General features: G+C 72.5%; 24 protein-coding genes. 9 read left to right on the forward strand and 15 right to left on the reverse strand.

Annotated features, from left to right (window positions below; translation table 11 throughout):
* Positions 1-370 precede the first annotated feature (370 nt).
* The gene (locus tag ACZ6EJ_RS23970) at positions 371-1,024 is read right to left on the reverse strand and encodes a DNA-3-methyladenine glycosylase (RefSeq protein ID WP_469269863.1); all 654 of its coding nucleotides are present in this window, start codon (positions 1,022-1,024) and stop codon (positions 371-373) included.
* A gap of 95 nt (positions 1,025-1,119) precedes the next feature.
* Here ACZ6EJ_RS23970 and ACZ6EJ_RS23975 point away from each other — a divergent pair, with 95 nt between their 5' ends.
* The 3 genes from ACZ6EJ_RS23975 (at position 1,120) to ACZ6EJ_RS23985 (ending at position 3,146) form a co-directional block, all read left to right on the forward strand.
* The gene (locus tag ACZ6EJ_RS23975; RefSeq protein ID WP_469269864.1) at positions 1,120-1,902 is read left to right on the forward strand and encodes a sporulation protein; all 783 of its coding nucleotides are present in this window, start codon (positions 1,120-1,122) and stop codon (positions 1,900-1,902) included.
* Between the two features lie 56 nt (positions 1,903-1,958).
* The gene (locus ACZ6EJ_RS23980) at positions 1,959-2,495 is read left to right on the forward strand and encodes a YbhB/YbcL family Raf kinase inhibitor-like protein (protein ID WP_469269865.1); all 537 of its coding nucleotides are present in this window, start codon (positions 1,959-1,961) and stop codon (positions 2,493-2,495) included.
* 138 nt (positions 2,496-2,633) lie between these two features.
* On the forward strand, positions 2,634-3,146 hold the full coding sequence (locus ACZ6EJ_RS23985; protein WP_469269866.1) for an HNH endonuclease: 513 nt from the start codon (positions 2,634-2,636) through the stop codon (positions 3,144-3,146).
* Between the two features lie 78 nt (positions 3,147-3,224).
* Here ACZ6EJ_RS23985 and ACZ6EJ_RS23990 read toward each other — a convergent pair whose 3' ends face one another.
* The 4 genes from ACZ6EJ_RS23990 to ACZ6EJ_RS24005 form a co-directional block, all read right to left on the reverse strand.
* A complete protein-coding gene (locus ACZ6EJ_RS23990; RefSeq protein WP_469269868.1) occupies positions 3,225-3,998 on the reverse strand; it encodes a sulfite exporter TauE/SafE family protein in 774 nt (257 codons plus the stop codon).
* Between the two features lie 78 nt (positions 3,999-4,076).
* A complete protein-coding gene (locus tag ACZ6EJ_RS23995) occupies positions 4,077-5,039 on the reverse strand; it encodes an SPFH domain-containing protein (RefSeq protein WP_469269869.1) in 963 nt (320 codons plus the stop codon).
* A gap of 175 nt (positions 5,040-5,214) precedes the next feature.
* A complete protein-coding gene (locus tag ACZ6EJ_RS24000) occupies positions 5,215-5,643 on the reverse strand; it encodes an NfeD family protein (protein ID WP_469269870.1) in 429 nt (142 codons plus the stop codon).
* A gap of 115 nt (positions 5,644-5,758) precedes the next feature.
* Positions 5,759-6,556, reverse strand: coding sequence for an ABC transporter ATP-binding protein (locus ACZ6EJ_RS24005; RefSeq protein ID WP_469269872.1), 798 nt, complete (start codon positions 6,554-6,556; stop codon positions 5,759-5,761).
* 123 nt (positions 6,557-6,679) lie between these two features.
* On the opposite strand from ACZ6EJ_RS24005, the gene ACZ6EJ_RS24010 reads away from it, so the two are divergent.
* Positions 6,680-7,465: a hypothetical protein gene (locus ACZ6EJ_RS24010; RefSeq protein ID WP_469269873.1), complete on the forward strand. Its 786-nt coding sequence runs from the start codon at positions 6,680-6,682 to the stop codon at positions 7,463-7,465.
* Between the two features lie 132 nt (positions 7,466-7,597).
* Here ACZ6EJ_RS24010 and ACZ6EJ_RS24015 read toward each other — a convergent pair whose 3' ends face one another.
* Together ACZ6EJ_RS24015 and ACZ6EJ_RS24020 are read right to left on the reverse strand one after the other, a co-directional pair.
* The gene (locus tag ACZ6EJ_RS24015) at positions 7,598-8,242 is read right to left on the reverse strand and encodes a response regulator (protein ID WP_469269875.1); all 645 of its coding nucleotides are present in this window, start codon (positions 8,240-8,242) and stop codon (positions 7,598-7,600) included.
* On the reverse strand, positions 8,235-9,380 hold the full coding sequence (locus tag ACZ6EJ_RS24020; protein ID WP_469269876.1) for a GAF domain-containing sensor histidine kinase: 1,146 nt from the start codon (positions 9,378-9,380) through the stop codon (positions 8,235-8,237). The genes ACZ6EJ_RS24015 and ACZ6EJ_RS24020 overlap by 8 nt, the downstream gene beginning before the upstream one ends.
* A 742-nt stretch (positions 9,381-10,122) precedes the next feature.
* On the opposite strand from ACZ6EJ_RS24020, the gene ACZ6EJ_RS24025 reads away from it, so the two are divergent.
* Positions 10,123-10,842 (forward strand): transglycosylase SLT domain-containing protein, encoded by a 720-nt coding sequence (locus ACZ6EJ_RS24025; protein WP_469269877.1) that lies wholly within the window; start codon positions 10,123-10,125, stop codon positions 10,840-10,842.
* Positions 10,843-10,928: 86 nt separating this feature from the next.
* On the opposite strand, the gene ACZ6EJ_RS24030 is transcribed toward ACZ6EJ_RS24025, so the two are convergent.
* Positions 10,929-13,556, reverse strand: a complete 2,628-nt coding sequence (locus ACZ6EJ_RS24030; protein WP_469269878.1) for an ABC transporter ATP-binding protein/permease — start codon at positions 13,554-13,556, stop codon at positions 10,929-10,931.
* A 516-nt stretch (positions 13,557-14,072) separates the two neighbouring features.
* Between ACZ6EJ_RS24030 and serB the strand changes: the two genes are divergently transcribed.
* A complete protein-coding gene (gene serB, locus ACZ6EJ_RS24035) occupies positions 14,073-15,359 on the forward strand; it encodes a phosphoserine phosphatase SerB (protein WP_469269879.1) in 1,287 nt (428 codons plus the stop codon).
* Between the two features lie 211 nt (positions 15,360-15,570).
* On the opposite strand, the gene ACZ6EJ_RS24040 is transcribed toward serB, so the two are convergent.
* The 4 genes from ACZ6EJ_RS24040 to ACZ6EJ_RS24055 form a co-directional block, all read right to left on the reverse strand.
* Positions 15,571-16,089 carry a SixA phosphatase family protein gene (locus tag ACZ6EJ_RS24040; RefSeq protein WP_469269881.1) on the reverse strand — a complete coding sequence of 173 codons (519 nt, stop codon included), beginning with the start codon at positions 16,087-16,089 and terminating at the stop codon, positions 15,571-15,573.
* Positions 16,090-16,180: 91 nt separating this feature from the next.
* Positions 16,181-16,387, reverse strand: a complete 207-nt coding sequence (locus ACZ6EJ_RS24045) for a hypothetical protein (protein ID WP_469269883.1) — start codon at positions 16,385-16,387, stop codon at positions 16,181-16,183.
* Between the two features lie 231 nt (positions 16,388-16,618).
* The gene (locus tag ACZ6EJ_RS24050; RefSeq protein ID WP_469269884.1) at positions 16,619-16,735 is read right to left on the reverse strand and encodes an SGM_5486 family transporter-associated protein; all 117 of its coding nucleotides are present in this window, start codon (positions 16,733-16,735) and stop codon (positions 16,619-16,621) included.
* A 17-nt stretch (positions 16,736-16,752) separates the two neighbouring features.
* Positions 16,753-18,042: a CynX/NimT family MFS transporter gene (locus ACZ6EJ_RS24055; protein ID WP_469269886.1), complete on the reverse strand. Its 1,290-nt coding sequence runs from the start codon at positions 18,040-18,042 to the stop codon at positions 16,753-16,755.
* 150 nt (positions 18,043-18,192) lie between these two features.
* Between ACZ6EJ_RS24055 and ACZ6EJ_RS24060 the strand changes: the two genes are divergently transcribed.
* Positions 18,193-18,867 (forward strand): FadR/GntR family transcriptional regulator, encoded by a 675-nt coding sequence (locus tag ACZ6EJ_RS24060; protein ID WP_469269887.1) that lies wholly within the window; start codon positions 18,193-18,195, stop codon positions 18,865-18,867.
* An 86-nt stretch (positions 18,868-18,953) separates the two neighbouring features.
* Here ACZ6EJ_RS24060 and ACZ6EJ_RS24065 read toward each other — a convergent pair whose 3' ends face one another.
* The 3 genes from ACZ6EJ_RS24065 to fabG form a co-directional block, all read right to left on the reverse strand.
* The gene (locus ACZ6EJ_RS24065; RefSeq protein ID WP_469269888.1) at positions 18,954-19,325 is read right to left on the reverse strand and encodes a hypothetical protein; all 372 of its coding nucleotides are present in this window, start codon (positions 19,323-19,325) and stop codon (positions 18,954-18,956) included.
* A gap of 187 nt (positions 19,326-19,512) precedes the next feature.
* Positions 19,513-20,280 (reverse strand): enoyl-ACP reductase FabI, encoded by a 768-nt coding sequence (gene fabI, locus ACZ6EJ_RS24070; protein ID WP_469269889.1) that lies wholly within the window; start codon positions 20,278-20,280, stop codon positions 19,513-19,515.
* 5 nt (positions 20,281-20,285) lie between these two features.
* Positions 20,286-21,005 (reverse strand): 3-oxoacyl-[acyl-carrier-protein] reductase, encoded by a 720-nt coding sequence (fabG, locus tag ACZ6EJ_RS24075; RefSeq protein WP_469269890.1) that lies wholly within the window; start codon positions 21,003-21,005, stop codon positions 20,286-20,288.
* A 259-nt stretch (positions 21,006-21,264) separates the two neighbouring features.
* Here fabG and ACZ6EJ_RS24080 point away from each other — a divergent pair, with 259 nt between their 5' ends.
* Together ACZ6EJ_RS24080 and ACZ6EJ_RS24085 are read left to right on the forward strand one after the other, a co-directional pair.
* Positions 21,265-22,788 carry a TldD/PmbA family protein gene (locus ACZ6EJ_RS24080; RefSeq protein ID WP_469269891.1) on the forward strand — a complete coding sequence of 508 codons (1,524 nt, stop codon included), beginning with the start codon at positions 21,265-21,267 and terminating at the stop codon, positions 22,786-22,788.
* Positions 22,785-24,179 (forward strand): metallopeptidase TldD-related protein, encoded by a 1,395-nt coding sequence (locus tag ACZ6EJ_RS24085; RefSeq protein ID WP_469269892.1) that lies wholly within the window; start codon positions 22,785-22,787, stop codon positions 24,177-24,179. Before ACZ6EJ_RS24080 ends, ACZ6EJ_RS24085 begins: the two co-directional genes overlap by 4 nt.
* Positions 24,180-24,194 lie beyond the last annotated feature (15 nt).

A 24,194-nucleotide genomic window follows, 5' to 3' on the forward strand; every position in this document is an offset into this window, starting at 1 on the left:
CTCTTTCGCGTCCGATTCCCGGTCGAAGCGGGATGCTTTCCAGATCCTGCGCTTTCGCGCTCTCCCTTTCCGGCGGTTCCGACTTTACCAGACTCCCTTTCGTCCCGTTTCCGGTCCGAATTCAATTCCAGTGGCCTGCGGAGTGGCCTTTGCCTTTCGGCGTGTTCACCACGTTAGCCGATATGCGGGACAGCTCATAATCGAGACTGTCGAGTGCATGGAAGGCACGACGAATACACACCCGTCAGGGTGCGTCGTCCGTAGTGGTTTTGGCTGCTTCGGGTGGGCTCGGTGCGATCCGATGGATCGCGCCGACAGCGATACCCGTGTCAAGCGGCTCGGACCACATTAGGCGTCGCCGAGGGGTGCGTCAAGTGGCCTTGCGGGTCGCCCGGCGGCGCGGGGCATGGGCGCGGTAGGGGCTCACCGTGGGATCCCCGTCGATCCAGAAGCGCCACGGCTGGTGGGCGCCGTCGCCGCCCACGCCGGTGCGAGGGCCGCTGCGCACCTGGTCACGGGGCGGCGGCGTGCCGTGCAGGACGGACAGGGCCGCGGTGGGACCGCTGAAGAGGTCGCTCCCGTTCAGGTCGCGGTCGACGTCCAGCGCGGTGGCGAGGCGGGCCGGACCCTTGGCCAGTTCCTTGTCGTTACGGGCCGAAAGGCGTCGCTCCCGTGCCAGGCCGGCGCCGACGTTGATCTCGCCGGCCCGGAGCAGCACCCCGCTCGCCCGCCCCTCGGGGCCGCAGACCAGGTTGAGGCAGTGCCACATCCCGTACGTGAAGTACACGTACGTGTGGCCGGGCGGGCCGAACATCACGCTGTTGCGCGGAGTGCGGCCCCGGAACGCGTGCGAGCCGGGGTCCACCTCGCCGGCGTACGCCTCCACCTCGGTCAGCCGCAGCTCGATCGTGCCCGCCGGGCTGCGGCGGACGAGGGTGCGGCCGAGGAGGTCGGGGGCCACCTCCAGTACGGAGCGGTCGAAGAAGTCGCGCGTGAGGGGGGCGCGGTCCAGGCTGTGCGTCATGCCGACCGAGGGTACTGGGATCGCGCGGACGGGAACCGGCTACGGTCATGGCTCGTATCTAGAGGTCCAGAGGTCAGGACCAAGAAGGAGTGGACATGGGCTTCAAGCGGTTGCTCGCGAGCCTGGGCGCCGGCGGCGCGTCGGTGGAGACGGAGCTCACCGAGGTGAACGTCGTCCCCGGCGGGATCGTCCAGGGCGAGGTGCGCGTCCAGGGCGGATCGGTGTCCCAGCAGATCGAGGGGCTCTCCGTCGGTCTGCAGGCGCGGGTCGAGGTCGAGGGCGGGGACCAGGAGACCAAGCAGGACATCGAGTTCACCAAGGTGCGGCTCGGCGGCGCGTTCGAGGTGCAGGCGGGCGCCGTGCACGTGGTGCCCTTCGGCCTGGAGATCCCCTGGGAGACGCCGATCACCACGTTCGGCGGTCAGCAGTTGCGCGGGATGAACATCGGGGTGACCACCGAGCTGGAGATCGCCCGCGCGCTGGACTCCGGCGACCTGGACCCGATCAACGTGCACCCGCTGCCGGCCCAAGAGGCCATCCTGGACGCCTTCCGGCAGCTCGGCTTCACCTTCCGCAGCGCCGACATGGAGCGCGGGCAGATCCGCGGCACCCGTCAGCGGCTGCCCTTCTACCAGGAGATCGAGTTCGTACCGCCGGCGCAGTACCGGGGGCTGAACCAGGTCGAGCTGTCGTTCATCGCCGACGACCGCGAGATGGACGTCGTCCTGGAGATGGACAAGAAGCCGGGGTTGTTCAGCCAGGGCAGCGACTCCTTCCGCGCGTTCAAGGTGGGGCTGCAGGACTACCGGCAGACCGACTGGGCGGCCTACCTCAACCAGTGGCTCGCCCAGGTCGGCGGAGAGCGCAACTGGCTCTAAGGTCGGACGCGGAGACCTGCCGAAGACCTGCGAGCCGATCAGGAGAGGTACGAGACGTGACCGAGCCGAAGAGGGCCCCGCTGCCGCACGACTTCCACCCGGAGGTTCCGGCGTTCACCGTGGTCAGCGACGATCTCCCGCCGGGAGCCGCCCTGGGCGACGCCCAGGTGCTCGCGGCCGGGAACACGTCGCCGCACCTGCGGTGGGAGGGCTTCCCCGCGGAGACCAAGAGCTTCGCCGTGACGTGTTTCGACCCGGACGCCCCCACGGGCAGCGGGTTCTGGCACTGGGTGGTCTTCGACATCCCGGCGTCGGTGGCGGAACTTCCCGCCGGCGCGGGCAGCGGAGCGTTCGACGGGCTGCCCGCCGCGGCCGTCCAGGCCCGTAACGACTACGGGTCCAAGGAGTTCGGGGGCGCCGCGCCGCCGGCCGGGGAGAGCCACCGCTATGTGTTCACGGTGTACGCGGTGGACGTCGAGAAGCTCGGCGTCGACAGCGACGCCTCACCCGCGGTGGTCGGGTTCAACCTCCGCTTCCACACGTTGGGGCGCGCCCAGTTGATCGGTGAGTACGAGGCCCCCGCCGGCGATTAGTTCGTCTGCCGTTTGCCCTGCTCTGGTCTTGGAGAGACCAGAGCAGGGCATTTTTTATTTCGTTGTCCATCGCGGTCTGCCCGGCCAGAGTTGGTCCGGGCCTGCCAGGGGGCGGGCGGCACACGGGAGGTGGGCAGGATGCGTGACACGCTGGTCCTCAACGCGAGCTTCGAGCCGCTGTCGACGGTGACGCTCAACCGCGCTGTGGTCCTGATCCTGACGGACAAGGCCGTCGTCGAGCAGGCGCATCCCGAGCTGCGTATGCGCGGTGCCGCCGTGGACATCCCGGCGCCCCGGGTGATCAGGCTCTGCCGGTACGTCCGGGTGCCGTTCCGACAACAGGCCCCGTGGTCCAGGAGAGGCGTGCTGATACGGGACCAGCACCGGTGCGCGTACTGCGGGCGGCGGGCGTCCACCGTGGACCACGTGGTGCCGCGCGCCCAGGGCGGGCAGGACACCTGGTTGAACACGGTCGCCTCCTGTGCCGAGGACAACCACCGCAAGGCGGCCCGGACGCCGGAGCAGGCGGGGATGCCGCTGCTGAAGCAGCCGTTCGTCCCCTCCCCCGCCGAGGCGATGCTGCTGGCGATGGGGGCCGGCGACCGGGCGGCGCTCCCGGAGTGGCTGGACGGGGCGGCGACGGCCGCGTAGGACGGCTGCCGGCAGCGTCGGCGCACCCGTACGAGACGTCCGAGGGCCCGTCCCGCCGAGGGGGCGGGCCCTTCGGCGTCAGCGGAGCAGCAACTGGACGATGGCCACGGTTCCGACGGCGACGATGAGGGCGCGCAGCACTTTCGGGCTCAGGCGGCGGCCGACCTTGGCCCCTATCTGGCCGCCGATGGCCGAGCCGACCGCGATCAGGACGACGGCGGTCCAGTCGAAGTCCGCGACGAAGAGGAAGAACAGCGCGGCGACGCTGTTGACCACGGCGGCCAGGACGTTCTTGACGGCGTTGAGGCGCTGCATGGTGTCGTCGAGCAGCATCCCCATGAGGGAGAGGTAGATGATCCCCTGGGCGGCGGTGAAGTAGCCGCCGTAGACGCTGGCGAGCATGAGGCCGGTGAACAGGAGCGGGCCGCCGTCCGGGCGGGCGGGGACGCCGGTGTGTTCGCGGCGGCGCTGCACGGCTCGGCTGATGCGGGGTTGCAGGATCACCAGGACGAGGGCGAGGGCGACCAGGACCGGGACGATGGTCTCGAAGGCCGTGGAGGGCAGGGCCAGCAGCAGGGTCGCCCCGGTGACGCCGCCGATGGCCGCGCCGGCGCCCAGGCGCAGGACGCGTCGGCGCTGCTCCGCCAGCTCCTTGCGGTAGCCGATGGCCCCGCTGATGGAGCCGGGGATCAGGCCGAGGGCGTTGGACACGGTGGCGGTGACCGGTGGGAGGCCGGTGGCGAGCAGGACGGGGAAGGTGATCAGGGTGCCCGAGCCGACGATCGTGTTGATCGTGCCCGCGCCGACGCCGGCCGCGAAGACCGCGAGTATTTCCCAGAGGGACAAGGCCATCTCCTTCGATGGTCGGTGAAGCCTCCCCGCCGCGAAGGTCGAGGGGCCTCACCGATCATGCACGACGGAGCTCCGGGGTCAGGAGACCGGGGGTTCCTCGCGTCGCTCCACCGCTGAGGAGCCGGGGTTGCCGCCGTTGCCGCCGGCGTTGAAGCCGGACGCGCCGCCGCCGCCGAAGTTCCCGAAGGCCCCGCTGAGGCCCTTGAGGGCGTCGCCGATCTCGCTGGGGACGATCCAGAGCTTGTTGGCGTCGCCCTCGGCGATCTTCGGGAGCATCTGGAGGTACTGGTACGAGAGGAGCTTCTGGTCCGGGTCTCCGGCGTGGATGGCCTCGAAGACCGTGCGGACGGCCTGGGCCTCGCCCTCGGCGCGCAGGGCGGCGGCCTTGGACTCGCCCTCGGCGCGCAGGATCGCGGACTGCTTCTCGCCCTCGGCGGTGAGGATCTGGGACTGCCGGATGCCCTCGGCGGTGAGGATCGCGGCGCGCTTGTCGCGGTCGGCGCGCATCTGCTTCTCCATCGAGTCCTGGATGGAGGTCGGCGGCTCGATCGCCTTCAGCTCGACGCGGTTGACGCGGATGCCCCACTTGCCGGTCGCCTCGTCGAGGACTCCGCGCAGGGCGGCGTTGATCTCCTCGCGGGAGGTGAGGGTGCGCTCCAGGTCCATGCCTCCGATGATGTTGCGGAGGGTGGTGACGGTGAGCTGCTCGATCGCCTGGATGTAGCTGGCGACTTCGTAGGTCGCGGCGCGGGCGTCGGTCACCTGGTAGTAGATGACGGTGTCGATGTTGACGACCAGGTTGTCCTGGGTGATGACGGGCTGCGGCGGGAAGGGCACGACCTGTTCGCGGAGGTCGATCCGGTTGCGGATCGAGTCGATGAACGGGACGACGATGTTCAGGCCCGCGTTCAGGGTGCGGGTGTAGCGGCCGAACCGCTCCACGATGGCGGCACTGGCCTGCGGGATGACCTGGATCGTCTTGATCAGGGCGATGAAGACGAGCACCACCAGAATGATCAGGACGATGATGATCGGTTGCATCGTGTCTCTCGTGCCCTTCGGTTGCCGACGGATCGCGGTGATCGGGTTCGGTTGTGCCGTGGGGTCCCACGGCGGTCGTCATGGGGATCTGTGGGGTCCGGGTCGGGTTCCCACGATGATCGGCATGATCGACTTCGAGTCTGGCAGACCTCGGCCCGCCTCGTACGCGGTTCGCTCACATGACGACGGCCGTCGCTCCGTCGATGTCCACGACATCGACCCGGCTGCCTGGTTCGAAGACCTGGCTCTCGTCGAGCGAGCGGGCGGACCAGACCTCGCCGGCGAGCTTGATGCGGCCGCCGGAGCCGTCGACCCGTTCCAGGACGACCGCCTGACGGCCTTTCAGCGCGTCGATGCCGCTGGCATGGCCGGTCCGGGACCCCCGGTGTCTCGCGGCGATCGGGCGCACGACGGCGACCAGCGCGACCGAGACCACGACGAAGACCAGCACCTGCGCGACGATTCCGCCGCCGAGGGCGGCGACGGCCGATGCGGCCACCGCCCCGACGGCGAACATCCCGAATTCGGGCATCGCGGTCAGGACGAGGGGAATGCCCAGTCCCACCGCGCCGATCAGCCACCACACCCACGCGTCGATGTCCACATGGTCATCGTAGGACCGTCGGACCGTCACCGACAGGGCGCACGGGGCCCAACTGCCGCGCGGGGGCCGTGGATCGGGGCGACGGGGCCTCGGCGGGGCCGGGAGCGGCGCCCGTTCAGGAGAGCGGCAGGCCGTGGGCGGTGTAGCGGTCGCCGGTGCGCTCGACGATCAGCGGGAGGCCGAAGCAGAGGGAGAGGTTGCGGGAGCTGAGCTCGGTCTCCATCGGACCGGCCGCGAGGATCCTGCCCTGGCGGATCATCAGGACGTGGGTGAAGCCGGGGGCGATCTCCTCGACATGGTGGGTGACCATGATCATGGAGGGGGCGTACGGGTCGCGGGCGAGGCGGCCGAGACGGCGGACGAGGTCCTCGCGGCCGCCGAGGTCGAGCCCGGCGGCGGGCTCGTCGAGGAGCAGCAGCTCGGGGTCGGTCATCATGGCGCGGGCGATCAGGGTGCGCTTGCGCTCGCCCTCGGAGAGGGTGCCGAACCTGCGGTCGAGGTACTCGCTCATCCCGAGGCGGTCGAGGAAGGCGCGGGCGCGCTCCTCGTCGACGGCCTCGTAGTCCTCGTGCCAGGTGGCGGTCATGCCGTAGGCGGCGGTGAGGACCGTCTGCAGGACGGTCTGGCGCTTGGGGAGCTTGTCGGCCATCGCCACGCCCGCCATGCCGATGCGGGGGCGCAGCTCGAAGACGTCGGAGCCGACGCCGCCCAGGCGCGAGCCGAGGATCGTGGCGGTGCCCCTGCTGGGGTAGAGGTAGCTGGAGGCGAGGTTGAGGAGGGTCGTCTTGCCCGCGCCGTTGGGACCGAGGATGACCCAGCGCTCCCCCTCCTTGACCGACCAGGAGACGTCGTCCACCAGAGCGCGTCCGTCGCGGACCACGGATACGTCCACCAGCTCCAGTACATCGCTCATGAGCGCGTCGTCTCCCCATGCAGTCTCGTCGATCGTCGCGTGCCGGTGGGCACGGCTCCCAGGGAAAACCTACGCCACCGTGCGAGTGCTTCCGGCGTGAGGTCCGTTCCCTAGGCTGTCGTCATGCTTGTCGAACCACGTTCAGGGTTGTTGGCCGCCTGGGGGAACGCGCTGCTGGCCGGTCTCGTCTCGCCGGACGAGGCCGCCGTCGCGATCGTCGGACAGGACGCGGTGCACCGCGTCGAGGGGTTGCCGGGCGAGGCGGGGCCGGTCGGGCTCACGCTGGCGCTCGGCCGGCTGCGGGTGCTGGGGGCGACCGGGTTCCGGGTGGCGCTGCCCGCGCCGGGGCATCCGCTGGGGTTGAGCGGGCCGCCCGACTTCAACGCGCGGGCGTTGGAGGCGCGGGAGGCGGTGATCGCGTTCGGGGCGCCGTACGGGCTGGTGCCGGAGGTCGGCGAGGCGGGGCCGGCCGGGGATCTGCACGTCGAGGTGGTGTGGCGGGTGCTGCCGGTGCGGGAGGCGCCGCCGGCGGACGTGCCCTCGCTGGGCGAGGCGGAGCGGGAGCTGGCGGAGGCGTTGCGGGACGCGACGGCGGCGCTGGCGCGGTTGGACGTGGCGGGCTCCGGGCCGGTGGCCGAGGCGGCGGTGGACGCGTACCGGGCGCGGGCGGAGCGGGGGCGCGAGGTGCTGGCGCCGGGGTACCCGCCGCGGGCGGTGCGGGTGCTGGAGCTGGCCCAGCGCGTGGGGCTGCTGGTCTCGGTGGCGTACGAGAGGGGGCCCGGCGGCGCGGTGAGCGCGTCGGAGATCGCGGCGCGGGGGGAGGCGCTGCGGCCGGTGGAGCGGGTGGCCCGGCGGGCGCAGGTGGCGGCGTACAACGCGTACGTGGAGGGCGGGGAGGTCCGGCGGTAGCCGGGGCCCGCGGACGCCGGGCGGCCCTGGGGGGGCGTCCGGCGCCCTGTATGCGCGGTCAGCCCGCGGCCGGACGGGGGGCTCAGCGGACGCCGGGCGGCCCTGGGGGCGTCCGGCGTACGGTTCGCGCGGTCAGCCCGCGGCTCCGTTGCGTACCGCCCACAGCGCGGCCTGGGTGCGGTCGGCCAGGTCGAGCTTCATCAGGATGTTCGACACGTGGGTCTTGACCGTTTTCTCCGAGAGGACGAGCGCGCGGGCGATCTCGCGGTTGGAGCGCCCGTCGGCGATGAGGCCGAGGACTTCGCGCTCCCGTTCGGTCAGGGTGCCGCCCCGGCCGGTTCCGCCGCCGGCGTCGTCCTGGGCGAGCAGGGCGCCGGCGACTTCCGACTGGAGCAGGACGTGGCCGGCGTGCACCGAGCGGATCGCCCCGGCCAGGGCGTCCGGGTCGACGTCCTTGTAGACGTAGCCGGAGGCTCCGGCGCGCAGGGCGGGGACCACCGTGCGCTGCTCGGTGAAGCTGGTGACGATGAGGACCTTGGCGGGGTTGTCCAGCTCGCGGAGCCGGCGCAGGGCCTCGATGCCGTCGGTCCCCGGCATCTTGACGTCCATGAGGACCACGTCGGGGCGCAGCTCCTCGCTGCGTTCCACGCCTTCCGCGCCGTCGGACGCCTCCCCGACGACCTCGATGTCCTCCTGGACCTCCAGGAAGGTGCGCAGTCCGCGGCGGACCACCTGGTGGTCGTCGACCAGCAGCACCCTGATGGTCTTGTCAGCCACCGGGGACCTCCATCTCGATCGTGGCGCCCTTGCCGGGCTCCGAGGCGACGGCGAGCCGGCCGCCGACGCTGCTCGCCCGGTGGCGCATGGAGACGAGGCCGAGGTGGCGGCCCGCCCGCCGGACGGTGGCGGGGTCGAAGCCCCGGCCGTCGTCGGTGACGCGCAGGACGGTCGCGGGGCCGCGCCGGGTCAGGGTGACGGTGACGCGCCGGGCGCCGGAGTGGCGCAGCGCGTTGTGCAGGGCCTCCTGGGCGACCCGGAGGAGGGCTTCCTCCTGGGCGGCCGGCAGGGTCCGTACGCCGTGGCTCTCGAAGGCGACCTCGGCGTGGTGGGCCCGGTCCAGGACCTGGACCTGGGTGCGGAGGGTGGCGATGAGCCCGTCCTCGTCGAGGGCGGCGGGACGCAGTTCCACGACGGCGGCCCGCAGCTCGTCGACCGCCTCCGCCGCGAGGGCGGCGACCTGCTGGAGCTCGCCCTTGGCGCGGGCCGGGTCGCGGTCGACGAGGGCGGCGGCGGCCTGGGCGGTGAGGCGGAGGGAGAACAGCTTCTGGCTGACCGCGTCGTGCAGCTCGTGGGCGAGGCGGGAGCGCTCCTCGGCGATGGTCAGCTCACGGCTGCGCTCGTAGAGGCGGGCGTTGGTCAGGGCGATGGCCGCGTGCTGGGCGAGCGTGGAGAGGAGTTCCTCGTCCTCGGCGGTGAAGCCGCAGCCGCCGTCGGGCTTGGGGCACTGCTTGTCGGCGAGGAACAGGGCGCCGATGATCTCGTCGCCGTCCGTGATGGGCACGCCGAGGAAGTCGGACATGTCGGGGTGGGCGTCGGGCCAGCCCTCGAAGCGGGGGTCCTCGCGGACGTCGGCGAGGCGCTGGGGCTTCGCCTGGTGCAGCATCGCGGCGAGGATGCCGTGCTGCCGGGGCAGCGGGCCGATGGCCTTCCACTGCTCGTCGCTGACTCCGTCGACCACGAACTGGGCGAAGCCGCCGTGGTCGTCCGGGACGCCCAGGGCAGCGTACTTGGCGTCGAGCAGTTCGCGGGCCGAGGTGACGATCGTCTTCAGGACGTCGCCCACGTCGAGGTGGCGGCTCATGGCGAGCAGTGCGGCACTCACCGCGGCGAGGCCCGACGGGGGGCGGTGACTCATGGGATCACCGTACCGGCGGGGCCGGGGCTCCGTATCGGGCTGTGGGCGGGGGTGGACGGGCGGGAGCTCGGGCCGCGGGCGGGGCCCGCCTCGGCCGGAGGGCGTAGGACCACGGGCGGGGGCGGGGGCGAGGGCGGGGCTGCGGGCGTCCGGGGGGGCGGGCGTCCGGGGGGGCGGGCGTCCGGGGGGGGCGGGCGTCCGGGGGGGCGGGCGACGGCTTTCGCGGCGCGGGGCGGGAGGGGGGCGGGCCTCCGGGGCTGCAGCGGGGGGGGCGGGTCTCCGGGGCGGGGCCCGGCGGGCGGCGGCGTTCGCGGCGCGGGGCGGCAGGGGGCGGGACTGCGGGGCAGGGCCCGGCGGGCGGCGGCACGGGGCGGCAGCGGGCGGCGGGCCTCCGGGGCGGCTGCCTCGCGCGACCGGGGACGCGACCAGGCCGGAAGGTCACATTCCGCATTGCTGGAGCAACGATCAGTGAGGCGGCACCCCCGCCCATGTGAGCCCGCGCATAGGACCCAGGTCACGTACGAACGCACCTAGTGGGCCCATAAGGGCGATTTGGGTGGGCATGGCCAGGGGTTATTTCGGACGAACGGGACCCTGTTCCACTACGCGTCTTCGTACGTCACACCTTTGCCAGGGCATTTTGCCGCCGCTAAGAATTGCAACGTCCCCGACGGAGATGCGAACCCTCGCTCCCGTCTCGTCCTCCGTGAGGACACCTGCGCATTCGAAGAGGTAGCTCTGCATGTCCGCGACTCGCATTCCCAGCCGTCTCCGTCGTCTGAACAAGGTCCAGAAGATCTCCGTGGCCGGTGTGTCGGCCCTTGGCGTCGCCGCCCTGACCTTCTCGCTCGTCCCGTCGAACGCCGAGGCCGAGATTGCCCCGCAGGCAGCAGCAGCCGCTGCTCCCGTGGCCTTCACCGCCGCCGCAGGATCTGCACAGGCCAAGACCGTGCAGAACAGCATGATCGAGCAGCACGCCACCGCCGAGCAGTTGGTGAAGGCCGCCGACGCCGCCAAGGCCAAGGCCGCCGCCAAGGCGAAGGCCGCCGCGGACGCGAAGGCGAAGGCCAAGGCCGCCGCCGACGCGAAGAAGCGCGGAACCGAGGCCGCCAACCGCTCCACGCCGCGCAAGCCCGTCTACGCCAACAACCTGGACGGCTGGATCCGCGAGGCCATGTCGATCATGAAGAAGGAAGGCATACCGGGTTCGTACAGCGGGATTCACCGCAACATCATGCGTGAGTCCAGCGGCAACCGGTGGGCCATCAACAACTGGGACATCAACGCCCGCAACGGCATCCCCTCCAAGGGCCTGCTCCAGGTGATCCAGCCGACCTTCGAGCGCTACCACGTGGCGGGCACCAAGAAGGACCTGTACGACCCGGTCGCCAACATCGTCGCCGCCTGCAACTACGCGGCCGACCGCTACGGCTCCATGGACAACGTCGACAGCGCGTACTGATCCGTCCGGGACGGATCGGCACCACGCCGGAAGGGTCGGCGCCCGAGCGGGCGCCGACCCTTCCGGCGTGATCGATCGCGGACGCGTTACTTCCGCATGACCTCGGGCTCGTGGCGGCGCAGCAGGCGCGCGACCGCGACGCCGCAGACCAGGCCGATCGCGACCAGCACGGCGATGTTGATCCCCCACTGGCCCGCGGTGTGCTCCCACAGCGGGTCGAGGTCCGTCGGGTTCTTCGGGTCCCACGGCGGCATCAGGTGCGCCAGGTCCAGGGTGGTGCCCGCGGCGGCGATCGCCCAGCGGGACGGCATCAGCCAGGCGAACTGCTCCAGGCCGGGCGATCCGTACACCTGGAAGAGCACGCCGGTGAAGACGACCTGGATGATCGCGAACATGACCAGCAGCGGCATCGTCTTCTCGGCCGTCTTCACCAGCGAGGAGATGACCAGGCCGACCATCATCGACGTGAAGCCCAGCGCGATGATGGAGAGGCAGATCTCGACGGCCGGCGGCATGAGCAGGCCCTCGTCCGGCAGCTCGCGGGTGGCGAAGCCGATGCCGCAGATGATGACGCCCTGGAGAGCGGTGATCACGCCGAGGACGATCACCTTCGACATGAGGTAGGCGGAGCGGGACAGGCCGGTGGCCCGTTCCCGTTCGTAGATGACCCGTTCCTTGATCAGTTCTCGTACGGAGTTGGCCGCGCCGGAGAAGCACATGCCGACCGCGAGGATCAGCATGATCGTTCCGGCCTTGCCGTTGAACCGGGTCGGCGGGGTGGGCTCGGCCAGGCCGAAGTCGGCGGGGATGACCACGCTGACCACGCCGAGCACGGCGGGCAGGATCACCATCAGCCCCATGAAGCCCTTGTCGGAGGCGATGACCGAGACGTAGCGCCGTATCAGCGTCCACAACTGGGCCGTCCAGCCCTGCGGCTTCGGCGGGCGCATCTGCTGCGGGGGCGGCATGTGGACGGGCTGGGCCGCGACGGCGTCGATGTCGGCGGCGTACATCTGGTAGTGCTGCGAGCCCCGCCAGCGGCCGGCCCAGTCGTAGTCCCGGTAGTTCTCGAACGCGGAGAAGACATCGGCCCAGCTCGTGTAGCCGAAGAAGTTCAGCGCCTCGTCCGGCGGGCCGAAGTAGGCGACGGCCCCGCCCGGCGCCATCACCAGGAGCTTGTCGCAGATGGCCAGCTCGGCCACCGAGTGCGTGACCACCAGCACCGTGCGGCCGTCGTCGGCCAGACCGCGCAGCAACTGCATCACGTCGCGGTCCATGCCCGGATCGAGGCCGGAGGTCGGCTCGTCCAGGAAGATCAGCGAGGGCTTGGTGAGCAGCTCCAGGGCGACCGAGACGCGCTTGCGCTGGCCGCCGGAGAGCGAGGTGATCTTCTTGTCCTTGTGGATGTCGAGCTTCAGCTCGGCGAGGACCTCGGTGATCCGGGCCTGGCGCTCGGCCTCGGTGGTGTCCGCGGGGAAGCGGAGCTTGGCCGCGTACTTGAGGGCCTTGGCGACCGTGAGCTCCTTGTGCAGGATGTCGTCCTGCGGGACCAGCCCGATGCGCTGGCGCAGCTCGGCGAACTGCTTGTACAGGTTCCGGTTGTCGTAGAGGACGTCGCCCTGGTCGGCGGGCCGGTAACCGGTCAGTGCCTTGAGCAGGGTGGACTTGCCGGAACCGGACGGGCCGATGACCGCGATCAGCGACTTCTCCGGGACGCCGAAGGAGACGTCCTTGAGGATCTGCTTGCCGCCGTCGACCGTCACCGTGAGGTGGCGGGCGGAGAAGGAGACCTCACCGGTGTCGACGAACTCTTCCAGCCGGTCCCCGACCAGCCGGAACGTCGAGTGGCCGACGCCGACGATGTCGTTCGGGCCGATGAGCGCGGACCCGGACTTGTTCAGCGGCTGGCCGTTGACGTACGTGCCGTTGTGCGAGCCCAGGTCGCGGAGTTCGAAGCGGCCGTCGGGCGTCGCGCGGAACTCGGCGTGGTGGCGGGAGACCTGGAGGTCGGAGACGACCAGCTCGTTGTCGAGCGCTCGACCGATGCGCATGACCCGGCCGAGGGCGAGCTGGTGGAACGTGGTCGGGCTGCGGTCGCCGTAGACCGACGGCGCCCCCGCCGCGCCGCCCTGCCCCGGCCCCGCCGGATGCGCCGGGCCCTGCTGCTGCGGTCCCTGCTGGTGCGGTCCCTGCTGGTGCAGGCCCTGCTGGTGCGGGATCTGCTGGTGCGGAGCCTGCTGCTGGGGCGCCTGCTGCGGGGCGGGCGGCTGCTGGGCGGGCGGCTGCTGGGCGGGCGGCTGCTGCCAGCCCTGCTGGGGGGCGGGGGCCTGCTGCGCCGGCTGCTGCTGCCCGGCCCAGTCCCCCTGGCCCCCTTGCGGCTGTGCGCCGACCGCCCCGCCGCCCGCGCCCACCGCGGCGGTGAGGCTGAGGCGGGGCCCGTCGGTGGCGTTGCCCAGGTGCAGCACGGTGCCGGGGCCGACCTCCGCCCGTTGGACCCGCCTACCCTGGTCGTAGGTGCCGTTGGTGCTGCCGTGGTCCTCGATGAACCACCCGCTGCCGCCCCAACTGATCGTGGCGTGCCGCCACGACACCCTGGCGTCGTCGATCGTCAGGTCGCCCTGCGGATCACGTCCGAGGGTGTACGGCCTGGACGGATCGAGCGTCCAGGTGTTGCCATTCAATTCCAGTACGAGTTCCGGCACTCCGCGCCCCACTAGTCGTCCCCCGAGCCACCCCCCGTCGTAGGGAGTCCAGGGATGCTGAACATCGTGGGGAACTATTCCAGGACCGGTCCCCGAACGGAAAGCCGGGCGAGCGGGGAGAACGCGCGGATGCGCGCCGGGACGCCGCCGCGCGGCAGACGGACGGGTGGCTAACGGGAGAAGTGCCCATGAAGGGCCGTTCACCACCCGGAGAAGGCCGGATGACATCTTTCCGATGCATATCGGGCGGCCGGTGGGATCAGGTGCAAGACGACTACCGGCCAGACCCCCGACCGCGTGTGCGCCCCGCGCGGGCCGTCACCGTACGCGCCCGGCACCCCTGCGCAGGCCGGGGCCCGACCGTACGGAATGCGCGGGCGTACGCCCCCGGTCGGTGCCGGGGCGGACGGCTGGCCGATACCGGACGCCCGGCCCCGCCGAGATCGAGCGCCGGGCCCCTCGGGTCCCCGTCCGGCACTCGGGACGGGCGGCCGGGGAGGGCGGAGGGACCGATACGGTGGGAGCACCATGAGCGCATCTCAGCCACCTCAGTCCCCCTCGTCTCCTGAGTCCCCTGAGCCCCGTCAGGCAGGCCGGACCGGTGACGGGCCCCCGCCGGGCGGTGACGCCCCCACCCTCCTCGTCAAGATCTTCGGCAAGGACCGCCCCGGCATCACCGCCGGGCTCTTCGACACGCTCGCCGCGTACGCGGTGGACGTCGTGGACATCGAGCAGGTCGTCACTCGGGGCCGCATCGTGCTGTGCGCCCTGGTCACCACGCCCACGGCGGGCGGCACCAGCGAGGGCGACCTGCGGGCGACCGTGCACAGCTGGGCCGACTCCCTGAAGCTCCAGGCCGAGATCATCTCGGGCATCGGCGACAACCGGCCCCGCGGTGACGGGCGCTCCCACGTGACCGTGCTGGGGCACCCGCTCACGGCCGAGTCGACCGCCGCCATAGCGGCGACGATCACCGCGACCGGCGGGAACATCGACCGCGTCTTCCGGCTGGCGAAGTACCCGGTCACCGCGGTGGAGTTCGCGGTCTCGGGGACCGGGACGGCGGAGCTGCGGACCGCGCTGGCGACCGGGGCCGCGCAGATCGGGGTGGACGTCGCGGTGGTCTCGGCCGGGCTGAGCCGCCGGGCCCAGCGCCTGGTCGTCATGGACGTCGACTCCACGCTGATCCAGGACGAGGTGATCGAGCTCTTCGCGGCGCACGCGGGCTGCGAGGACGAGGTCGCCGAGGTGACCGAGCGGGCGATGCGCGGCGAGCTGGACTTCGAGCAGTCGCTGCACGCGCGGGTGGCGCTGCTGGCGGGGCTGGACGCCTCGGTGGTGGACAAGGTCCGCGCCGAGGTGCGGCTCACTCCCGGCGCGCGCACCCTGATCCGTACGCTGAAGCGGCTCGGCTACCAGGTGGGCGTCGTCTCCGGCGGTTTCACCCAGGTCACCGACGACCTGAAGGAACGTCTCGGCCTCGACTTCGCCTCGGCCAACACCCTGGAGGTGGTGGACGGCAAGCTCACCGGTCGGGTCGTCGGCGACGTGGTGGACCGGGCGGGCAAGGCGCGGCTGCTGCGCAGCTTCGCGGAGCAGGCGGGGGTGCCGCTGGCGCAGACGGTGGCCATCGGGGACGGGGCGAACGACCTCGACATGTTGAACACCGCCGGGCTCGGGGTCGCGTTCAACGCCAAGCCGGTGGTCCGCGAGGCGGCGCACACCGCGGTGAACGTGCCGTTCCTGGACACCGTGCTCTACCTGCTCGGCATCACCCGCGAAGAGGTCGAGGCGGCGGACGGCCTCGTCGACTGAGCCCCGCCCGCGGAGCGAGCGGGGCCTCGCCGCTGCCCGGTGGGCGGGGGCGTACGGAGGACAGGTCCCGGCGCCGTGGAGGCGCCGGGACCGGGGGCGGGCGGGGCCGACCGGGCACGGGTCAGGCCGGGCACGGGCCGACCGGGTATGAGCGGGGCCGGGCGCAAGAGGGGCGGAACCGCTGCCGCTCCCCGCTCCCCCGCTCTCCCGCTCAGTCGTTCGGCGTCCAGTACTCCGTGAGCCGGCCGGCCCCGTGCTCGACGCTCTTCCAGGAGCCGGGGAACTCCACCACGGCGTAGGCCGCCGTGGGGAAGCCGTCCCTGGTCATCCGGGCCAGGGTGTCGCCCTCGGCCGACCCGGAGAGGGCGTCGGCGGCCGCGTGCATTCCGGGGTTGTGGCCGATGACCAGGAGGGTGCGGACCTCGTCCGGGGTCTCGTTGAACAGGGCGATCAGGTCGCCGAGGGAGGCCTCGTACAGCCGCTCCTCGTAGACGGTCCGGGGGCGCTGGGCGAACTCGTGGACCGCCAGCTTCCAGGTCTCCCGCGTCCTGACGGCGCTGGAGCAGAGGGCCAGATCGACATCGATGTCGGAGTCGGCGAGCCTGCGGCCGGCCACGGGCGCTTCCTTGCGGCCGCGTTCGGCCAGCGGGCGCTCGTGGTCGGAGGCCTGCGACCATTCCGCCTTGGCGTGCCGGAGAAGGACGATCCTGCGAGGTGTCTCGACGCTCATGCGTCTCAGCTTCGCACGAAACGCGACCTGGGGCGCAGGGTGTTGACGGGCCTGTCCGAACGGTCGGGGCGCTGGTCCGGGGCCTGCCGCCTCAGCGGGCCAGCAAGAGCAGGGTGCGCTCGATCAGCCGTCCGAACGCGGGGTCGGCGGGGGCGGCCTGCGCCCGGCCGGAGCCGCTGATCACCGTGAGGAGCACGGCGAACGCGACGGCGGGCAGCGCGAGGCCCCACCAGGGCAGCCGGGCCCCGGCACCGCCCCGCGGCGGCCGGGAGGGCCTGGTGGGGCTGGGGAGCGGCATGTGCGCCTCCGTGGGTCGTCGGGTCGTCACCCAAGAACCTACGGAACGCGCGGGGCCGGCCCCATCCGGCGGGCCACCCACTTCACCCTGGTCCTGGCCCCCTAGGGGTGGTGGGGAAAGCCCCACCATCCACCGGGCGTCGGAGCAGGCCCAGGAGGCGGCGGAACGGCTCAGAGACGCCCCGTACACGGCTCAGGAGCGGCCGTACGGCTCAGGAAGCGGCCGTACGGCTCAGGGAGCAGCGATGGAGGCGATCACGCCGATGACCACGGTCACCAGGAGCATCGCCCCCAGCACGAGGAGGAGCTTCTTCTGACCGTTCTGGGGGTGCGGATCGAGCACAGGCATGGGGCCAGTCTCGCATCTCAGCTCTCGTCCTCGATCGTCCGGTCCCGGCCGGCGAGGATGCCGGCCGCCATCTGCGGCACCATGAGGCCCGCCATCAGGGCGATCGGCAGCCCCCAGCCGCCGCTGCGGTCGTGGAGCACGCCCACGAGCAGCGGGCCGGGGATCGAGAGCAGGTAGCCGGCGGACTGGGCGAAGGCGGACAGCCGGACCACGCCCGCTCCGGTCCGCGCCCGCATCCCGATCATGGTGAGGGCGAGCGGGAAGGCGCAGTTGGCCACCCCGAGGAGCAGGGCCCAGGCCCAGGCCCCGCCGGCGGGGGCGAGGTAGAGGCCGGCGTAGCCGGTCAGGCCGCAGAGGCCGAGGACGACGACGATGGGGCCCTGGTGCGTGAGCCGGGAGGCGACGCGGGGGATGACGAAGGCGAGCGGGACGCCCATCGCCATGGTGACGGCGAGCAGGACGCCCGCCGTGCCGGCCGGGACCCCGGCGTCGCGGAAGATCTGCGGCATCCAGCCCATGGTGATGTAGGCGGCGGTGGCCTGGAGCCCGAAGAAACAGGCCAGTCCCCAGGCGATCGGGCTGCGGGTGAGCCGGAACGCCCGCGTTCCGGCGGGCCGGGCGTCGGGCCGCTCGGGGGCGGGGGTGCGGTCGCGGACGAGGACGACCCAGGGCAGGACGGCGACGGCGGCCGGGACGGCCCAGATCGCCAGCCCGGACTGCCAGGCGCCGCCGAGGGCGCCGGTGAGCGGGACGGTGACGGCGGCGGCGAGGGAGGTGCCGAGGGCCAGGGCCATGGAGTAGAGGCCGGTCATGGTGCCGACGCGGTCGGGGAACCAGCGCTTGACGATCACCGGCATGAGGACGTTGCTGACGGCGATGCCCATCAGGGCCAGGGCGCTGACCGCCAGGAACCCGGCGGTGGAACCGACGTACGGGCGGACCGCCAGGCCGGTCGCGATGGCCGCCATGCCCGCGCAGACGACGGCGCCCGCGCCGAAGCGGCGGGCCAGGCGCGGCGCCATCACGCCGAAGACCGCGAAGCAGATCGGCGGTACGGAGGTGAGGACGCCGGCGACGCTGCCGCTCATGCGCAGCCCCTCGCGGACCTCTTCGAGGAGGGGGCCGAGGCTGGTGATGGCGGGGCGGAGGTTCAGGGCGGCCAGGACGAGCCCCGCGGCGACGAGGCGCAGCAGCCAGGGCGCCGGGGCCCCGGGCGCTCCGGGGAGCGCGGGGGTGCGGGGGTCGTGGGGGGTGCGCGCGGCGGCGCCTCGCTTCCGGGTCGGTGTCCGGGTCTCGTCGTGCGGCATGGGGCCATCATAGAATCATGGGATGATTTCCTGTCCAATGCGTCGTTCGCGGTCCGGGCGCGGACCTCGCGGCGCCGCGCGCGCACCCTGCCGCCCCTGGGAGAATCCGGACCGCACGCCCCTCCCCCGGCCCCCCGAGCAAGGAGCACCATGGCGCTGACGTCCCCACGGCGTTCGGCCCTCGCCGACCAGGTGATCGCCCAGTTGAGGAACCAGATCACCTCGGGCGAGTGGCCGGTCGGCGCGCGGATTCCGACCGAGCCCGAGCTCGTCGAACAGTTGGGCGTGGCCCGCAACACCGTCCGCGAGGCGGTACGGGCCCTGGCCCACAACGGGCTCCTCGACATCCGGCAGGGGTCGGGCACCTATGTGATCGCCACGAGCGAGTTGGCCGGGGTGATGCACCGGCGGTTCGCGGCGGCCGACCCCCGCCACATCGCGGAGCTGCGGTCGACGCTGGAGTCGTCGGCGGCGCGGTTGGCGGCCGTCCGGCGCACCGAGCGGGACCTGCGGCAGTTGGACGTGCTGATGGCGCGCCGCGAGGACGCCTGGGCCTCGGGCGACGCGGAGGCGTTCGTCGCGGCCGACGCCACGCTGCACCTTGCGGTGGTGGCCGCCTCGCACAACGACGTCCTGACCGAGCTGTACGCGGACCTCGGCGACCTGCTGCGCGACTACCTGCGCGGCGACGTGGGCCCTGAGCTGCGACCGGAGAACCACATGGACCACGCGCGCCTCGTCGAGGCGATCCGCGCCGAGGACCCGGAGACGGCGGCGGCCGAGGCGGCGGCGCACGCGCTGAGCTGCCTGGTGGACCGGGGGTAGGCGGACCGTCCCGCCGGGTCGCGGACGCGGCCGCCCCGCGGTCGACGGCGGGAGGGGGCGGACGGGCCCCAGCGCTCGCGCGCCGTTCACAGCGGGGCCGGGCGGTGGCTGACCCAGGCGGTCGCCACCTCCTTCCAGCAGCGGTCCTCCAGCCGTACGGTCCGGCCGGGCTCCACCGCGACCGCCGCGCCGTCCGCGTCCACGTCCCACCACCGGTCGCACTCGGTGTGCAGCCGGACCAGGTCGGTGGACGGGTAGGGGTTGTGGCAGTACGCGACGACGCGGGAGCCGTCGACGGACGTGCGGCACTCGGAGCCGGCCGGTTCGGGCTCCGGGGGTGCGGCCCCCGCACCGGAGTCGGCCCCCGTGGCCGCGTGCACCCCCAGCGGTACGGCGAGGGCGGCGACGGCGGCCGCGGCGGCCGGCAGGAGACGGGTCCGGCGGTGCGTGGGGCGCACGGCTCTCTCCCTCCCGCAGCCTGACAAGAAGTCCGGTTCCACCCCATTCTGCGGGGGATCGGGCGACTTCTCGACCGGAGCGGCGGCGGAGGCCGCGGGACCGCGACGGCCCCCGGCCGCGCCACCGCCTCCGGGCTGTCGGGAGGGGTGGCGCGGCCGGGGGCCGTTCAGCGGGGGTGGCGCGCGGTCAGGCGCCCATCATGTGCACGCCGCCGTCGACGTGGATGATCTCGCCCGTCGTCTTCGGGAAGAAGTCGGAGAGCAGCGCCACGACGCCGCGGCCGGCCGGCTCCGGGTCGTTCATGTCCCAGGTGAGCGGGGAGCGGTGGTTCCAGACGTCGGCCAGCTCCGAGAAGCCCGGAATGGACTTGGCGGCCATGGAGCGCAGCGGACCGGCCGAGACCAGGTTGCAGCGCAGCCCGTCCTTGCCCAGGTCGCGGGCGAGGTAGCGGGAGGTGGCCTCCAGCGCGGCCTTGGCCGGGCCCATCCAGTCGTACTGCGGCCAGGCGTACTGGGCGTCGAAGGTGAGGCCGACGATCGAGCCGCCGTCGCTCATCAGCGGCTTGCACGCCATGGCCAGCGACTTCAGGGAGAACGCCGAGACGTGCATCGCGGTGGCGACGGACTCGAAGGGAGTGTTGAGGAAGTTGCCGCCGAGCGCGTCCTGCGGCGCGAAGCCGATGGAGTGGACGACGCCGTCCAGCGAGCCGAGCTCCTCGCGCACCAGGCCGGCCAGCCGGTCCAGGTGCTCGCCGTCGGTCACGTCCAGCTCGATGACCTTGGCCGGCTTCGGCAGCTTCTTGGCGATGCGCTCGGTGAGCGTGGGGCGGGGGAAGGCGGTGAGGATGACCTCGGCGCCCTGCTCCTGGGCCACCTTCGCGGTGTGGAACGCGATGGACGACTCCATCAGCACTCCGGTGACGAGGACGCGCTTGCCGTCGAGAATTCCGCTCATGGTGATCAGTGACCCATGCCCAATCCGCCGTCAACGGGGATGACGGCTCCAGTGATGTACGACGCGTCGTCGGAGGCGAGGAAGCGCACCGCGGCGGCGATCTCCTCGGGCTGCGCGTAGCGGCCGAGCGGCACCTGGGACACGATGCCCTTGCGCTGCTCCTCGGTGAGCGCCTGGGTCATGTCGGTGTCGACAAAACCGGGGGCGACGACGTTGAAGGTGATGTTCCGCGAACCCAGCTCGCGGGCCAGCGACCGGGCGAACCCGACGAGCCCGGCCTTGGAGGCGGCGTAGTTGGCCTGGCCGGCCGAGCCGAGGAGGCCGACGACGGAGGAGATCAGGACCACGCGGCCCTTCTTGGCGCGCAGCATCGCGCGGTTGGCGCGCTTGACGACGCGGAAGGTGCCGGTGAGGTTGGTGTCGACGACGGAGGTGAAGTCCTCCTCCGACATCCGCATCAGCAACTGGTCCTTGGTGATGCCGGCGTTGGCGACCAGCACCTCCACGGGGCCGTGCTTCTCCTCGATCTCCTTGTAGGCCTGCTCCACCTGCTCGGCGTCGGTGATGTCGCAGCGGACCGCGAGGACCCCGGCCTCGGCGAGGGCCTGCGGCGGCTCTCCCGATCGGTAGGTGATCGCGACCTGGTCGCCGTTGTCGGCGAAGGCGCGGGCGATGGCGAGGCCGATGCCCCGGTTTCCTCCGGTGACGAGAACCGAGCGGCTCAACGGATCACCCTTTCCTTGGCGGTCTGGTACGTCTTCCCTGGCGGTCTGGTACGCCGAAAACCTATCGGTACCGTACGGCGATCGGGGAATCGGGCCCTGACAGTGGCTCGTCCGGGGGGCTGTGGGATTCCTACAGTGCGCGCCGCCGCGTGCCCGGCCGGATCCACCGCACGCGGGCGGCCCCGCGATCCCGCGACCACGGGCTGCCGACCGTGGGGGCGTGGTTCACTGCCGTGGTGTATCGAGAAGGGAATTCCCTGTGCCCCACGCGGTAGATCAGTCCTTCCTGGCCCTCCCCTCGCGCGCGCTCGCCGACGCGGCGCTCGCGCGGGCCAGGGCGCTCGGCGCGACGCACGCCGACTTCCGGTTGGAGCGGGTGCGCAGCGCCTCGCTGCGGCTGCGGGACGCCCGGCCGGCCGGGGCCTCGGACCGTACGGACCTCGGGTACGCGGTGCGGGTGGTGCACGGGGGCGCGTGGGGGTTCGCGTCCGGGGTGGACCTGACGATGGACGCGGCCGCGAAGGTGGCCTCGCGGGCGGTCGCCATGGCGAAGCTGTCGGCCGGGGTGATCGCCGCCGCCGGGTCCGACGAGCGGGTCGAGCTGGCGGACGAGCCGGTGCACGGCGAGCGGACCTGGGTCTCCGCGTACGAGATCGACCCGTTCTCCGTACCGGACGAGGAGAAGGCGGCGCTGCTCGCCGAGTGGAGCGGGCGGCTGCTGGGGGCCGCGGGGGTCGCGCACGTGGACGCCTCCCTGACGGCCGTGCACGAGAACAAGTTCTACGCGGACACGGCGGGGACCGTCACCACGCAGCAGCGGGTGCGGGTCCATCCGCAGCTCACCGCCGTGGCGGTGGACGGGGCGACCGGCGAGTTCGACTCGATGCGGACCATCGCGCCGCCGGTCGGGCGCGGTTGGGAGTACCTGACCGGGACCGGCTGGGACTGGGACGCGGAGCTGGAGGAGATCCCCGAGCTCCTCGCGGAGAAGATGCGCGCGCCGGGCGTCGAGGCGGGGACGTACGACCTGGTCGTCGATCCGTCGAACCTGTGGCTGACCATCCACGAGTCGATCGGCCACGCCACCGAGCTGGACCGGGCGCTGGGGTACGAGGCGGCGTACGCCGGGACCTCGTTCGCCACGTTCGACCGGTTGGGCACACTGGCGTACGGCTCCTCCGTGATGAACGTGACGGGCGACCGCACCGCCGAGCACGGGCTCGCCACCATCGGGTACGACGACGAGGGCGTGGCGGCGCAGTCCTGGGACCTGGTGCGGGACGGCGTCCTGGTCGGCTACCAGTTGGACCGCCGGATCGCGAAGCTGACGGGGCTCGGCCGCTCCAACGGCTGCGCGTACGCGGACTCGCCGAGCCATGTGCCCGTCCAGCGGATGGCGAACGTGTCGCTCCGGCCGGAGCCGGGCGGGCTGTCGACGGAGGACCTGATCGGCGGGGTGGAGCGCGGGATCTACGTGGTCGGCGACCGCTCCTGGTCGATCGACATGCAGCGCTACAACTTCCAGTTCACCGGGCAGCGCTTCTTCCGCATCGAGAACGGCCGTCTCGCCGGGCAGTTGCGCGACGCGGCCTACCAGGCGACCACGACGGACTTCTGGGGCTCGATGGAGAAGGTCGGCGGCCCGCAGACGTACGTCCTGGGCGGCGCGTTCAACTGCGGCAAGGCCCAGCCGGGGCAGGTGGCGGCGGTCTCGCACGGCTGCCCCTCCGCCCTCTTCCGAGGCGTGAACATCCTCAACACGACGCAGGAGGCCGGTCGATGAGCCGCGTCAGCAAGCCGTACGAGATCGTCGAGCGGGCCCTGGAGCTGTCCACCGCGGACGGCCTGGTGGTCATCGCGGACGAGCACTCCTCCGCCAACCTGCGCTGGGCGGGCAACGCGCTGACCACGAACGGGGTGACCCGCGGGCGGACCCTGACCGTCGTGGCGACGGTGGACGGGGCCGAGGGGACGGCGTCCGGCGTGGTCTCCCGGTCCGCCGTGACCGCGGACGACCTGGAGCCCCTGGTGCGGGCGGCCGAGGCGGCCGCGCGCGCCGCGGGGCCCGCCGAGGACGCGCAGCCGCTGGTGGGCGGCGCGCCCGCGTCCCCCGGTTTCGAGGACGCGCCCGCCGAGACCGGACCGGAGGTCTTCGCGGACTTCGCCCCGGCGCTCGGCGACGCCTTCGGACGGGCCCGCTCGGGGGGCCGCGAGCTGTACGGGTTCGCCCACCACGAGCTGACCTCCACCTACCTCGGCACGTCGACGGGGCTGCGGCTGCGCCACGACCAGCCGAACGGGACGCTGGAGCTGAACGCGAAGTCGCCGGACCGGACGCGTTCGGCGTGGGCGGGCCGGGCGACCCGGCACTTCCGGGACGTGGACCCGGTGGAGATGGACGCGGAGCTGGCGCGGCGGCTGCGCTGGGCCGAGCGGCGCGTCGAGCTGCCCGCCGGGCGGTACGAGACGCTGCTGCCGCCGACGGCCGTCGCGGACCTGCTGATCTACCAGCTCTGGTCCTCGACCGCGCGGGACGCCGTCGAGGGCCGGACGGTCTTCTCGGCGCCGGGCGGCTCCACCCGGCTGGGGGAGGCGCTCTCCCCGCTCCCGCTGACGCTGCGCAGCGACCCGTGCGCGCCGGGTCTGGAGTCGGCGCCCTTCGTGATCGCCCACGCCTCCGGCGACAGCGCCTCCGTCTTCGACAACGGGCTGCCGCTCGCCCCGACGGACTGGATGCGGGACGGGCGGCTGGAGCGGCTGACGACGACCCGGCACACGGCGGAGCTGACCGGGCTGCCGCTCGCCCCGGCCATCGACAACCTGGTGCTGGAGGGCGGCGGCGAGCGGTCGCTGGAGGAGATGGTGGCCGCGACGTCCGGGCGCGCGCTGCTGCTGACCTGCCTCTGGTACATCCGGGAGGTCGATCCGGCGACGCTGCTGCTGACCGGGCTGACCCGTGACGGCGTCTACCTGGTCGAGGACGGCGAGGTGGTCGGCGAGGTCAACAACTTCCGGTTCAACGAGTCGCCGGTGGACCTGCTGTCGCGGGCGTCGGAGGCGGGGCGTACGGAGATGACGCTGCCGCGCGAGTGGGGCGACTGGTTCACCCGCGCCGCGATGCCCGCGCTGCGCGTCCCGGACTTCAACATGAGCTCGGTCAGCCTGGGGGTGTGACCCGCCTAGACTGGC

This window comes from Streptomyces sp. NPDC041970 (assembly GCF_055588985.1).